This window comes from Mesorhizobium sp. WSM4847 (genome assembly GCF_055811335.1).
In genome coordinates this window covers 183,132-195,717 of sequence record NZ_JBVVPY010000010.1, presented here as the reverse complement: position 1 = coordinate 195,717, position 12,586 = coordinate 183,132, and the positions used below count along the sequence as shown (strand labels likewise).

At 62.5% G+C, this 12,586-nt stretch carries 11 protein-coding genes; 10 read left to right on the top strand and 1 reads right to left on the bottom strand.

The genetic code is table 11. The annotated features are described in order from the left end of the window. Positions 1–6: 6 nt before the first annotated feature. The 4 genes from AC0L28_RS16855 (at position 7) to AC0L28_RS16840 (ending at position 4,507) form a co-directional block, all read left to right on the top strand. A complete protein-coding gene (locus AC0L28_RS16855) occupies positions 7–174 on the top strand; it encodes a hypothetical protein (protein ID WP_473478862.1) in 168 nt (55 codons plus the stop codon). 311 nt (positions 175–485) lie between these two features. Next, positions 486–1,760, top strand: coding sequence for a tetratricopeptide repeat protein (locus tag AC0L28_RS16850; protein ID WP_473478859.1), 1,275 nt, complete (start codon positions 486–488; stop codon positions 1,758–1,760). A gap of 95 nt (positions 1,761–1,855) precedes the next feature. After that, positions 1,856–2,572, top strand: a complete 717-nt coding sequence (locus tag AC0L28_RS16845) for a FecR domain-containing protein (protein WP_287179800.1) — start codon at positions 1,856–1,858, stop codon at positions 2,570–2,572. A 15-nt stretch (positions 2,573–2,587) separates the two neighbouring features. After that, on the top strand, positions 2,588–4,507 hold the full coding sequence (locus tag AC0L28_RS16840; RefSeq protein ID WP_473478857.1) for a CHASE2 domain-containing protein: 1,920 nt from the start codon (positions 2,588–2,590) through the stop codon (positions 4,505–4,507). Positions 4,508–4,521: 14 nt separating this feature from the next. On the opposite strand, the gene AC0L28_RS16835 is transcribed toward AC0L28_RS16840, so the two are convergent. Beyond that, positions 4,522–5,316 carry an IclR family transcriptional regulator gene (locus AC0L28_RS16835; protein WP_023800414.1) on the bottom strand — a complete coding sequence of 265 codons (795 nt, stop codon included), beginning with the start codon at positions 5,314–5,316 and terminating at the stop codon, positions 4,522–4,524. A 232-nt stretch (positions 5,317–5,548) separates the two neighbouring features. Between AC0L28_RS16835 and AC0L28_RS16830 the strand changes: the two genes are divergently transcribed. From AC0L28_RS16830 to AC0L28_RS16805, 6 genes are read left to right on the top strand one after another with little or no spacing between them, the layout of a single operon-like run. After that, complete coding sequence (locus AC0L28_RS16830; RefSeq protein ID WP_023800415.1) at positions 5,549–7,150, top strand: ABC transporter substrate-binding protein; 1,602 nt, start codon at positions 5,549–5,551, stop codon at positions 7,148–7,150. Positions 7,151–7,162: 12 nt separating this feature from the next. Further along, complete coding sequence (locus tag AC0L28_RS16825) at positions 7,163–8,023, top strand: alpha/beta hydrolase (RefSeq protein WP_473478853.1); 861 nt, start codon at positions 7,163–7,165, stop codon at positions 8,021–8,023. Continuing rightward, the gene (ggt, locus tag AC0L28_RS16820; protein ID WP_473478851.1) at positions 8,020–9,630 is read left to right on the top strand and encodes a gamma-glutamyltransferase; all 1,611 of its coding nucleotides are present in this window, start codon (positions 8,020–8,022) and stop codon (positions 9,628–9,630) included. The genes AC0L28_RS16825 and ggt overlap by 4 nt, the downstream gene beginning before the upstream one ends. A 58-nt stretch (positions 9,631–9,688) precedes the next feature. Beyond that, on the top strand, positions 9,689–10,666 hold the full coding sequence (locus tag AC0L28_RS16815; RefSeq protein WP_287226327.1) for an ABC transporter permease: 978 nt from the start codon (positions 9,689–9,691) through the stop codon (positions 10,664–10,666). A gap of 1 nt (position 10,667) precedes the next feature. Continuing rightward, complete coding sequence (locus tag AC0L28_RS16810) at positions 10,668–11,591, top strand: ABC transporter permease (protein ID WP_413468470.1); 924 nt, start codon at positions 10,668–10,670, stop codon at positions 11,589–11,591. Then, positions 11,588–12,550 carry an ABC transporter ATP-binding protein gene (locus AC0L28_RS16805; protein WP_091597382.1) on the top strand — a complete coding sequence of 321 codons (963 nt, stop codon included), beginning with the start codon at positions 11,588–11,590 and terminating at the stop codon, positions 12,548–12,550. The genes AC0L28_RS16810 and AC0L28_RS16805 overlap by 4 nt, the downstream gene beginning before the upstream one ends. Positions 12,551–12,586 lie beyond the last annotated feature (36 nt).

Sequence of the window (12,586 nt, the reverse complement as noted above, 5' to 3'; positions counted from 1 at the left end):
ACGGACGTGATCGCGGACGAGGACGTTGTTGCCTGTGAAGTGACCTCGTCGGCGTTCAACAAGATAACAAAGGCTAAGCCGCACATCGCGCAGGCCGTCCTGAGAAGCATCGCCCGCCAGCTCTCCGAGCGCTTGCGCAACGCGGCGGAAGACCTTCGGATGAGCTCCATGTGACGCTGATGCGTCGTGCGGCGACCAGATACGTGGAGAATCGCGCAAACAATATTGATCTTGTCGGCTGCGCAATCCACCGCTGAGTATGATTTGGATTAGTTGCCGTTTGTAGAGAATACTTGCTGGAAGCCAAGCAACGCTGAGAAGATGTTTGACCGACCAGCGTAGGCGAAATGCGAATGAACGCGATAGTTTGTTGCGCCGCTGCAACAGCTGCTGAAGACTCGGAGGTTTCCTGACAGTTCTGTCGCTTTTTTTCGTGCAGGCGTGCTAGATCCGCTGCACTAGTCGGGTTGGGGTGGGTTCTCGGCATGCATTCCTCGTTTTCAATGATCCTCGGCTTCGCCGCGGCGCTGCTTTGTACCGGCATATTGCCGGCCGGCGCACAAGGTCTCTATCCGGCCTATGACGATGCGTTTTCGGCCCGCATTGCCAATCCGACCGACAACGGAGCGCTAGCTCAATTCGTCACAGTTGCCGTCAACGCAGGGCAGTACGATCAGGCGATCTCGTCGATCGAGCAGTATCTCATCAAACATCCTCGCGATGCGCGCGCCCGGCTCTCGGCCAGCCGGTTGTATTATCATGTCGGCTCCTATGAATTGGCCCGGCGGCAGGCGCAGTACGGCCTCGAGGTCGGGGACCTGTCCGCGGATGAGCAGCAGGAAGCCGTTCGCCTGCTCGCCCGCATCGAGCGCGCGTTACGTGGCGTCACCTGGGAAATCGCTCTGACTGGCGGCATGTTCAGCGCATCCACCGTTTTTGAGCCGGGCGGGGCCGAAGACGACCGCACCTTGGTCTCGCCCTATGGGCGGGCGGAAGGTTTTGTCCGATGGGACCTCGGCACGCCAAGTTCTGACGCGCTTGTCCTCTCGGGCTCGCTGGCAGCGACAGAGCGCTTTTTCACAGAAGACCTCTCGGTTCCCGGAGATGAGGAGACTTTTATCCACGGCGACGCGGCGATTACCTTGGACAAGGGACTGCCCAACAGCGGGATCGATTCGCTACGGCTGCTGCTTTCCGCGTTCGCTGTTACAGATCGCTTCGACAGCGATATCCACGAGACCGGCGTCGGTCTAAGTGGGCGCTTCCTCGTGCGCCCCACCGTCGAGACGACGCTTTTTGCAGGTGCAGGCTACATCGATCTAAGCGGCTCGAAAGGCATGTTCGCCGATAGCCGGGTCTTCTATGAGGCAGGCGGCAGCTACCGCTTCCGCAATGGCCAGGCGCTCGGACTGCGCCTGGTCGGCTCGACTGATTTCGCCTCCGGAGCTGGCGAAATCGGCCGCAGCTATATGGGAGAGGTCCGCTACGGCGGCGTGCTGATGGAAGTACCGGACCTGTTCGTATGGTCTCATCAGGTCGCCGTCTCGGCCGGCCACAGCGACACTCCCGACTTGTCCTTCGGCATCGGCACGAACATAGAGAGCGACTTCTGGCGCATTGCCTCGGAAAGCGATTTTCAGCTCACTGAATGGCAGAAGGTCAGTGTCGACCTCGCCTATCGCGAAACCGACTTCGAGATCGCCAGCGGCGACCGAAATTCATTCGAATTGCTCGTGAGCTACACGTTGACGCTCAACTGAAAGAGGCCGCGATGAGGACCCTGTATCGTCAGATAGCCACTTGTATCGCCTGCCTTGCCTTTGCGGCACCATCTGTCGCTGAAACGGTCGGGTCCATGACGGCCTACCAGACCGACATCATCCGCAATGACGGCGAGGCGATGAACGTCGGCGCTGGCGTCGAACTCGGCGACCAGCTGCGCAGCAATATCACAGGTCTCGGAATGCTCGTGTTTCGGGACGAGTCGAGCGCCAAGATTGGTCCGAACACCAGCCTGACGATCGATGAATTCGTCTACAATCCGGGGTCCCGATCAGGAAAGATCGACATCAGGATGAACAGCGGCCTGGCCCGTTTCTACGGCGGTCAGGTTTCGAAGGGCGGCGACATGCAAGTTGCGACGCCACACATGGTGCTCGGAGCCAGAGGCGGCATCATTGAAGTGCTTGTGATAGCTGGTCAGACCGTCGGCATACTGCGCGCCGGCCGCATGACCTGCATGATGAATGGTCGCAAGCTCGTGATCACAAACCCGGGCCACGCCTGCACGTCGGACAATGACAAACTGCTGACCGGCTACGGCGGTATCGACGCCTTCCCGATATTGGACAGCATCGAGCGGATAGCCGGCACCGGCCTGCCAGGCGAACCGGGTCCGGGGCTGGACGTAAGCGCGATTTGTGCGTCAGCACTCGGCAATTCGCTCAAAGCCTGCAAGTCCACCGACGGCGCATTGCCCGGTGTGGCCATGGAGTTCCCTGACAGCCCAACGCCACCAGCGGGCAGCGGGGTGGATGATGAGGATGATGACTGCTTTCCCGACTGCCGGTAGGCCCGGCCGACCGGCATGAGCCCCTTGGCTGATTGGCGGCGGGCTGCCCGGCGCAAGATTCCGGGTCTTGCGGTCGTACTCTTGCTGCTCGCTTGCCATTTTGCTTTCGACGGGCCGCTATCGCGCCTGCGCGAGCGTACGTATGACTTCTACCAGTTCCTCGCCCCGCGCGAGGCGACGAGCAATCCTATTGTCATAGTCTCGATAGACGACGCGAGCCTTAAGGCATACGGGCGATGGCCTTGGAACCGTGGCCTTTTGGCCGATCTGGTCGATGGTGTCGCCGAGTCCGGTGCCGCGGTGATCGGGCTTGCGCTGGTGCTGCCCGAGGCTGATATCTCTCCTGATGGCGTCGCCGGAGACAAGCGCCTCGCCAGCGCACTGGCGAAAAATCGAACGGCGCTCGCCGTCAGCCTGGGCAACGAGGTGACGGTTTCAGACGCAGAGCCCAAAGCCGGCTGGTCGATCGTCGGGCAGGTACCCGAGACGCTTCCTGGCTTCACCGGTCTGACAGGCTCCCTTCCTGATTTCTCGAGCGCCGCTGCAGGCCTCGGCGTAATTCGCACTTTGCCCGATCCCGACGGCGTACTACGCCATGTGCCGCTGCTCTGGCTCCGAAATACGGCTCAAGGCGTGCAGCTCTGGCCGTCGTTCGCGCTCGAACTCCTGCGCCTCTACGCCGGAGAGAACGGCTACGTAGCCCGGATGAATGTCGCCGGGTTTGACGCGCTCAGGATGGCCGGGACCATTGTGCCACTTGAGCCGCAGGGCAGCATCCGCCTCTGGGAAACCGACACCAATACGCCGCGCATATCTGCCAGTAATATCCTTTCGGGTCGCGGCGATCCGCTGCTGCGGAACGCGATCGCCATTGTTGATCTGTCAGCCGTGGGATTGACGCAGTATCTGCCCACCCCGGCGCGTCCGGCGCGACCAGGCGTGGACATCCACGCTGATGCAATCGGCCAGATCCTTGCCGGGCGCCATCTTGTAGAGCCAACGCAAGCGCGTACGCTGGAGCGGCTGTGGTTGGTCCTCAGTGGCATCGTTTTCATCGGGCTTTCCGGAGTGCTCGCCCAGCGTGTCATGCTTGGCGCCCTCGCTCTGGCGCTCCTGGCTGCCACGCCCTTCGCGTTCGGCGCTCTCGAATACAGCCTGCAGGGTAAGCTCTATGACCCACTGCAGCCGGCGCTTGCGACGATCCTCGTAGCTGGCTTCGAAGGCTATGCCCTCTACAGGCGCAGCGAGCAGCGCCGGTCCACCCTGGCACGGCAGTTTTCCCAATATCTGTCGCCCTCCGTGGTGCAGCGCCTCGCAAATTCGGACACCGAAGCGATCCTGTCCGGCGAGAAGCGCGAGATCACAATCCTGCTGAGTGACATACGCGGCTTCACGACGATGAGCGAACAACTCGGTGCCCAGGAAATCGGAAAGGTGGTCAATCACTTTCTCGGCCTTGCGACCGATGAGATACTCAAGCGCGACGGGACGATCGACAAGTTCATGGGCGATGCCGTGCTAGCCTTCTGGAACGCGCCGCTTGATCAGCCAGATCATCGCGAGCGCGCGCTCGAGGCGGGGCTTGCCCTGATCGAACGGGTGAAGCGCGAAAATGCCGGTTTCGTCGCGCGCGGGCATCCCTCCATCGAAATCGGCGTCGCCATCGAGACTGGCGTCTGCTCCGTAGGGAATTTCGGCTCCGAACGGCGCTTCGATTACACCGCGATTGGCTCGCCGGTGAACCGCGCGGCACGGCTCGAGTCAACGACCAAAAAGCTGAGCATCCCTCTGGTGCTTGGTCCCGGATTTGCGGAGGGAGCGTCGATGCCGGTTGTCCAGGCGGGCGTGTTTGAACTGCAAGGCTTCAAGGGCGAGGTGTCGGTTTTCACCGTTCCGGAGATACACCCCTCGTCGCAATCTGCCGAGGCAGTGTGATGCTTGGCACCAGTTCAACTCGCTATGTCATTGGCAGCCGGCGAGCGGAAGCCAAGGGCGGCGGAAATACGATGGGCGGCCCGGGCCACCATGTCGCCCAGTTCGCTTATACGCTCTTCCGGCACCCGGTTTTCCGGGGCAGCGATGTTCAGCGCCGCGATTATCTTACCCGGCGCCACGAACACCGGTGCGGTGATCGAAATCAGATCGTCGTTGATCTCGCCGCGACTGACGAAAAACTTCGCCTTGCGGATTTGCTCGAGCCCGCCCCTAAGAAGCCGAGGATCGGTCACCGTTTTCTTGGTGAAGCGCTTCAACGAGCCGGAAAGAATGGCCTCGCGCTCCTCATCACCCATATGGGCCAGGAACGCCTTGCTCGAACCGGCATGTAGCGGACGCCGCCGGCCGACAATCGCATTGACGCGAAGGTCCCGCTTCGGCTCCCATTTGGCGACGCAAAGGCTTTCCTGGTCATCGCGGATCCGCAACTGGGTGGTTTCGCCGATCTTCTGACCGAGTTCTTCCAGAACAGGGTTTGCTATGCGGATCAGGTCCATCTGTTCGCTGGCGGCGTGGCCCAGCATCAATGCAGCGAGGCCGAGGCGATAGCCTTTTCCATCCGATGATCGCGCCAGCAAGCCGCGCCGCACCAGCGTCTGCAAAAGCCGGAAAGCGCGCGCCTTGCTGTCGCCGGAACGCCGCGCGATTTCGGAAACGCCAAGATCTGCCTCGCCGGCCACTGTCTGCAACAAACTGATCGCGCGATCGACGGAATCGACCGTGTACCGGGTATCTGCTTGATCGGTCATTTCTCACTTCCTCGGCAAAGCGTCTCGTGCAGGAGGTTAAACGAGAAAATTTGTATCGTCTAGTGAAACGATGGTTTATCTGTGTTGACAAATAGTGAAGCTTTCGTTTCACTCGCTGTCAGGAAGGAGGCCGGCACCATCAGCGGATCCCAAGCTGGGCTCGATCATGGCAAGCGGCAGCGGAAAAGAACTCCTCCGATGGAACTATCCAGAGTGGACACGGAGAAAACCAATGATGAACCGGACAATATCGCGCCGTGCGCTGATGCAATGGGCGCTCGGCGGTGCCGCCGTCTTGCAAGGCATTAGCTGGACGGGGCTGGCCCAGGCAGCGGCAACCGGCCAATTGCGGATCGGCATGGCTGCTCCGCCGACGACGCTAGACCCGCATCTGAAGAGCAATGCGCCGAACAACGCGCTTGCCACCCATATCTACGACACGCTTGTCACCAACGACGAAAAGTCGATCTCCAGACCGGGGCTGGCGACGGCCTGGCGCGCGGTCGACGACACCCATTGGGAGTTCGACCTGCGCCCAGACGTGCGCTTCAGCGACGGTGAGCCGCTCACCGTAGACGACATCGTCGTTTCATTCGACCGGGCCAACACCATCGACAGCACGGCGTCGTTCCGGACCTACACGCGCAACATCAAGTCGATCACCTCGCCCCAAACCGGCAAGCTTCTCATCGAAACCAAGCAGCCGGAGCCGCTTCTGCCCAATTCGCTCAGTCGCATTCGCATCATCCGCGCCAAGTTCAAGGATACCCCGAGCGATCAGTTCAACAACGGCACCGCGGCGATCGGAACTGGCCCCTATGTGCTGAAGGAATATGTTTCCGGCAACGGTGTCGCGCTTTCCGCCAATCCCAACTACTGGGGACCGAGGCCTGCTTTGCCGGACGTCGAGCTCCGCATCGTCACCGATGCCGGCGCGCGACTTGCCAACCTGCTCGCCGGCGATCTCGATCTCGTCGAACAGGTGCCCTACGAGGGTGTTGCCCGCGTCGAACAAGACGAGCGCTTTCACATCATCCGCGGCGTATCGAGCCGGGTGGTCTTCTTCTCGCTGGACACGTTCAGGGACGTGACGCCCTTCATCAGCGGCAAGGATGGCAAGCCGCTCGACCGCAACCCGCTGAAGGATCTGCGTGTGCGGCAGGCGCTGTCCATGGCGATCGACCGCAGCGCCATTGTCGAGCGCTTGATGCAGGGCAATGCCATTGTCGCTTCACAGTTTCTGCCCGCCGGCGCCCCGGGCACCTCGGCTGCTATCAAACCCGTTCCATTCGACGCTGCAAAAGCCACGGCCCTGCTTGCCGAGGCCGGCTACCCCGATGGCTTCCGCCTGACGATCCACGGGCCCAATGATCGTATCGTCAACGATTCGAAGATCGTGCAGGCCGTGGCCCAGATGTTCTCTCGCATCGGCCTGGAAGTCAGCGTCGAGGTCATGCCCTGGTCGGTTTATGCCGACAAGGCGGATGCCCATGAGTTCAGCGTCAATCTGGACTCCTGGGGCGTCAACACAGGCGAAACCTCGAACCCAATGACAGCTCTGGTCGCGACGCAGAATCCGGACGCCGGTATGGGCATCGCCAATTCGGGCCGCTACTCCAATCCCGATCTCGATGCCAAACTGGCTGTGGCGAAGCGGACGCTGGACGACACCAAACGCGAAATGATGCTCTCGGAGCTCAGCGACATCGTCTTCAACGACGTCGCCCTGATTCCGCTGCACCATGAGGTTCTCGTCGTGGCTGCCCGAAAGGACCTTCAGTTCACGACGCGGGCCGACCAGTATACGCTGGCCATGAACGCCAAGATTGTCTGAGGAGGTGTAGACTTGACGAGCATCGCCACGGGATCTGTTGCGGATCGCGGTCGCGCTACATACGATCTTGGCGCGACCGCCATCTTTGCTTCCAAATCGGACCCACGTTTCCACTATTGCCTGTATGTACCGCCCGCGGTTGGGGAAGGCACCCAAGTCGACCTGCTGGTGGCCGTCCATGGTACCGGCCGCACCTCGTTCCTGGGTTTCCGTGATGCGTTCGCCGAGTTCGGACGCTGGAACGACTGCGCCATTTTGTGCCCGGTGTTTCCAATGGGCGTTCTCGGCGACGATGCCCGCAGCGGATACAAATACATGATCGAGGGCGACATCCGCTACGATCAGGTGCTGCTCGCGATAGTCGAAGAAGTCGTCGCGAAATACCGTCAGGACTGGACCCGCTTCGCTATGTTCGGATTTTCCGGCGGCGGGCATTTCACCCATCGCTTCGCCATCCTTCATCCCGACAGGCTATGGGCGGCGTCGATCGGCGCACCGGGATCGGTGACCCTGCTCGATCGCACGCGGGACTGGTGGGTGGGCATTCGCGACCTGCCGGAGAAGTTCCGCATCACCTTCGACGCCGCCGCGCTGGCAAAAGTGCCTGTCCAGATGATCGTCGGCGATGCCGACCTGGAGACCTGGGAAATCACGCACGCCCAGGGCAGCACCCATTGGATGCCAGGCGCCAACGATGCAGGACAAACGAGGCCGGAGCGCCTCAGGACGTTGTGTCGATCGTTCGAGGAAGCGGGTGTGCGCGTACGCTTTGATTTGCTGCCCGGGGTAGCCCACGAACGCGACGCGGTTCTCGATCCGGTCAAGGATTTCCTGGCCCAGGCCCTCAAGGAACGACGGAACGCATCAAGATGAATGCAATGATCGTTGCGCCGCAGCCGGAGGCGGTCGAGGCGGGCGCTCTGGTGCTCAAACGCGGCGGCAACGCCGTCGATGCGGCGATCGCCTGCGCTTTCATGCAAGGCGTCGTCGACCCTCAAATGGCCGGCATCGGGGGCTTTGGCTCGATGCAGGTCTATATGCCGCGACGCGGCGTGCACGAGGTGCTAGAATTCTACGCCAGGGCGCCGCTCAAAGCGTCGCCTGAAATGTGGAGCGACCTTCTGGTCGGCCAGTCGCGCGACGGCTTCGCCTTTCTGCTGGAAGGCGGCATCAGCGAGATCGGCTATCTCGCCGTCTGCACGCCGGGCAGTGTCAAGGGCTATGCCGAGGCGCTGTCGAGATACGGCACTTTTGAATGGGCCGACGTCGTCGCACCCGCCGCCAAGCAGGCGAGGCGCGGCTTTATGGTCCGCCCGCATGTCCATTGGTACTGGGCCCAGGACGGCGTAGATACCGGCGAAGTGCGGACCCTTGACAAGCTGCGCTTCAGCAACACGGGGCGCGCCATCTATTTTCGCCCGGACGGCGCGGTCAAGCTGCCAGGCGACGTCGTCGTCAACACCGACCTCGCCCAAACGCTCGAGCGCATCGCGGCCGCCGGTCCGGACATTTTCTACAAGGGCGAGATCGCCGAAGAAATCGCCGCCGACATGGCCGCCAACGGCGGCCTTATCGGGAAGGATGATCTGGCGCGCTATGAGCTATCCACCGCGCAACCGCTCTGGGGCGAGTATCGTGGCTACGATATTGCGACCAGCCCGCCGCCCGCCAGCGGCATATCCATGCTGCAATTGCTCCACATCCTCGAGCATTTTGATGTCGGAGCCATGGAGCATGACGGTGCCGAGCACATCGTCCTGCTGGCGGAGGCGATGAAGCGCATGACCATCGACAAGGACCGCCATCTCGGCGATCCTGCCTATGTCGACGTGCCGGTCGCGCGGCTGCTGTCCCGCGACTATTGCAGCGGGCTCGCCGCCGAGATCAAGGCCGGGCTGCGCGCCAGGATCGAGCGCGTCGATGACCGGTCGCCGCGCGACACGACCCATATTTCGGTGGTCGACCATGAGGGCAATGCCGTCGCCTTGACCCACACGCTGGGCAGTCCCTCGGGGGCGATCACCGATGGCCTGGGATTCATGTACAACGGAACGATGAGCCGCTTCGACCCAAGGCCGGGCCGGGCCGGATCGCTGGCTCCCGGCAAGCGGCGGGCCAGCTCTGCGGCGCCCACAATCGTATTCAAGGACGACCGGCCGGTGATCGTCATGGGAGCGCCCGGCGGCAGCTATATCGCGCCGTCCATGGCGCAGGGGCTGATGAATCTCATCGATTTCGATATGAGCATGTCGGAAGCGGTGGCCGCCCCGAGGATCGTGGCGGTGTCGAACACAATCGACGTCTCCAATCGCATTCCGCGCTATGTCACTGAAGAAATCGAGGGCCGGGGCTACGAGGTGAAGCGCTCCTGGCAAAGTTACGCTTTTGCCGCCCTCCACGGCATCCAGATCGAAGACGGAATTTGCCGCGGCGGCGCCGATCCGCAGCGCGACGGCATGGCGATGGCGGTGCCGGCGTGATGTGCCGCGCACAGACGACCGGCGACCCTTTCCGGCAATCAGGCTGCGGAGCGATGCCATGACCGCAGCCGTCGCGCGCCGGCTGCTCCAGGCCGTGATGGTCATGTTCGCCATGACGGTTATCGTCTTCATCGCGATCAACGTCATCGGCGACCCCGTCGACATTTTGATCTCGCCCGACGCCGATCAGATCGAGCGCGCGCGCGTCGTCCAGGCACTCGGGCTCGACCTGCCGCTTTGGCAGCAGTACCTCCGCTTCCTCTGGGCAGCGCTGCATGGCGACCTTGGCGAGAGCTACGTCTACAACGAGCCGGCGATCAGGGTGATCCTGCAGCGACTGCCGGCAACACTCGAACTGGCCGTCTCTGCCATCCTCATTGCCATCGTCGTCGGCGTGCCGCTCGGGCTTTATGCCGGACTGCGGCCGGATAGCATCTTGAGCCGCGTCATCATGACCGTCAGCATCCTCGGCTTCTCGTTGCCGACCTTCTGGGTCGGGCTAGTGCTGATCATGTTTTTCGGCGTGCAGCTCGGCTGGTTGCCGAGCGGCGGGCGCGGCCAGACCGCCGAACTGTTCGGCGTCCAATGGGCGTTCCTGACCAAAGACGGCCTTGCCCACCTGATCCTGCCGGCGGTGAACCTCGCCTTGTTTGACGCCTGCCTCATTCTGCGCCTGACGCGCGCCGGCGTCGCCGAAGTCCTGCCGCTCGATTTCGTCAAGTTCGCGCGGGCCAAGGGCCTCAGGGAAACGCGCGTGATCGGCGTCCACGTCTCGAAGAACATCATGATCCCGGTGGTGACCATCATCGGCCTGGAATTCGGCTCTATCGTCGCCTTCTCGGTCGTCACCGAAAGCGTGTTCAGCTGGCCTGGCATGGGCAAGTTGATCATCGACAGCATCAACGTGCTCGACCGTCCGATCATCACCGCATACCTGATGGCGATCGTCGCCTTCTTCGTCATCATCAATCTCGTCGTCGACCTGACCTATACGGCACTCGACCCGCGGGTGCGGCTCCAGGGCGAGGGACCGTGACATGAGCGTCGACACCTTGCCGCCACCGATGCCTACCGAGGCCGAGAAGGGTGAAGAGGCGCCGTTTCGAGTGCTCGTGCGGGCATTCTTCCGCTCGCCTGCCGCCATTGCCGGTTTCGTGCTGCTGACCGCGATCATCGGGCTGGCGCTGCTCGCGCCGCTTATAGCGCCGCAAAATCCCTACGACCTCAACCAGCTCGACATCATGGACAGCCGCCTGCCGCCCGGCTCGCAATCGATGACGGGCATGATTTTCTGGCTCGGCACCGACGACCAGGGTCGTGACATGCTTTCCGGCATCATCTACGGCCTGCGCATATCGCTCGGCGTCGGCGTCAGCTCGGCGCTTTTCGCCGCGCTGTTCGGCGCCTCTTTAGGCCTGCTCGCCGCCTATGTCGGCGGTCGGACCGAGACGGCGATCATGCGCATCGTCGATCTGCAACTCTCCTTCCCCTCCATTCTCGTTGCACTGATGATCCTCGCCTTTCTCGGCAAGGGAATCCTCAACGTCGTACTCGCTCTGGTGATCGTCGAATGGGCGACTTATGCACGTGCCGCGCGCGGCACGGCGCTGGTGGAGCGGCGCAAGGAATACATGGAGGCGGCAGAGTCGCTCGCCATTCCGCGATGGCGCATCCTGTTCGTCCATCTTCTGCCCAACTGCCTGCCGCCGCTGATCGTGATCGCGACGGTGCAGGTGGCGCGCGCCATCTCGCTGGAGGCGACCTTGTCCTTCCTTGGCCTCGGTGTGCCGATCACCGAGCCCAGTCTCGGCCTGCTGGTCGCCAACGGCTATCAGTACATGCTCTCCGGCATGACGTGGATCAGTTTCTATCCCGGCGTGGCGCTGCTGATTACCGTGGTTGCGATCAACCTCGTAGGTGATCGGCTCCGCGACGTGCTCAACCCGCGGGGGCGCGAATGAATGCGACCGTGCTCGAAGTCCGCGATCTCAGGACCCATTTCGGACAAGCAAAAGCCGTCGACGGCGTCTCGTTCAGCGTCGCGCGCGGCGAGGTTCTGGGTCTCGTCGGTGAAAGCGGGTCCGGCAAATCGGTCACCGGCTTTTCCATCATCGGCCTTGTCGATCCGCCAGGCACGATCGTCGGCGGCCAGATCGTCTTCGACGGCCGCGACATCACCCGCTCCAGCCGCGAGGAGATGCGAGCGCTGCGCGGGCGCCGCATGGCGATGATCTTCCAGGATCCGATGATGACGCTGAACCCGGTCCTGCGCATCGACACGCAGATGATCGAGGCGGTGCAGGCGCATGAAAACGTCTCGCGCATGGACGCCAGGGCGCGGGCGCGCGACGCGCTCGGCATGGTCGGGATCCCGAGTCCGGATGAGCGGCTGCAGGCCTATCCGCATCAGTTTTCCGGCGGCATGCGCCAGCGCGTCGTTATCGCTATTGCGCTGCTGCACCGGCCGGACTTCATCATCGCCGACGAGCCGACCACCGCGCTCGATGTGACGATCCAGGCACAGATTCTCGCCGAGATGCAAAAGCTCGTGGCGCAGAACAACACGTCGCTGATCTGGATCACGCATGATCTCGCCGTCGTCTCGCGGCTCGCCGACCGGATCGCCGTGATGTATGCGGGCCGCATCGTCGAATCCGGCCCGGTGTCGGACGTTCTCGCCCGTCCGTTGCACCCTTATACCGCCGGTCTGATCGACTCCGTTCCCAGCCGCAACCGGCGTGGCGAGCGGCTTCGGCAGATCCCGGGAATGGCGCCCAGTGTTGCGCGGCTGCCGGCCGGATGCGCTTTCGCCCCGCGCTGCGCGCGCGCCGACGCGGCGTGTGCCCAGGCGGTGCCTCTGCTCACTGCTGGCCCGCGCGAGCACCGCTGCGTTCATCCCTTGCCGGAGTTCCGCGTATGATCCCCTCCACTCCGGTTGCGGCAGACATTCAAAGCT

Coding starts and splice junctions, on each gene's coding strand:
- AC0L28_RS16850 (WP_473478859.1), top strand. CDS start 486: ATGCATTCCTCGTTTTCAATGATCCTCGGCTTCGCCGCGGCGCTGCTT.
- AC0L28_RS16845 (WP_287179800.1), top strand. CDS start 1,856: ATGACGGCCTACCAGACCGACATCATCCGCAATGACGGCGAGGCGATG.
- AC0L28_RS16840 (WP_473478857.1), top strand. CDS start 2,588: ATGAGCCCCTTGGCTGATTGGCGGCGGGCTGCCCGGCGCAAGATTCCG.
- AC0L28_RS16835 (WP_023800414.1), bottom strand. CDS start 5,316: ATGACCGATCAAGCAGATACCCGGTACACGGTCGATTCCGTCGATCGC.
- AC0L28_RS16830 (WP_023800415.1), top strand. CDS start 5,549: ATGATGAACCGGACAATATCGCGCCGTGCGCTGATGCAATGGGCGCTC.
- ggt (WP_473478851.1), top strand. CDS start 8,020: ATGAATGCAATGATCGTTGCGCCGCAGCCGGAGGCGGTCGAGGCGGGC.
- AC0L28_RS16815 (WP_287226327.1), top strand. CDS start 9,689: ATGACCGCAGCCGTCGCGCGCCGGCTGCTCCAGGCCGTGATGGTCATG.
- AC0L28_RS16810 (WP_413468470.1), top strand. CDS start 10,668: ATGAGCGTCGACACCTTGCCGCCACCGATGCCTACCGAGGCCGAGAAG.
- AC0L28_RS16805 (WP_091597382.1), top strand. CDS start 11,588: ATGAATGCGACCGTGCTCGAAGTCCGCGATCTCAGGACCCATTTCGGA.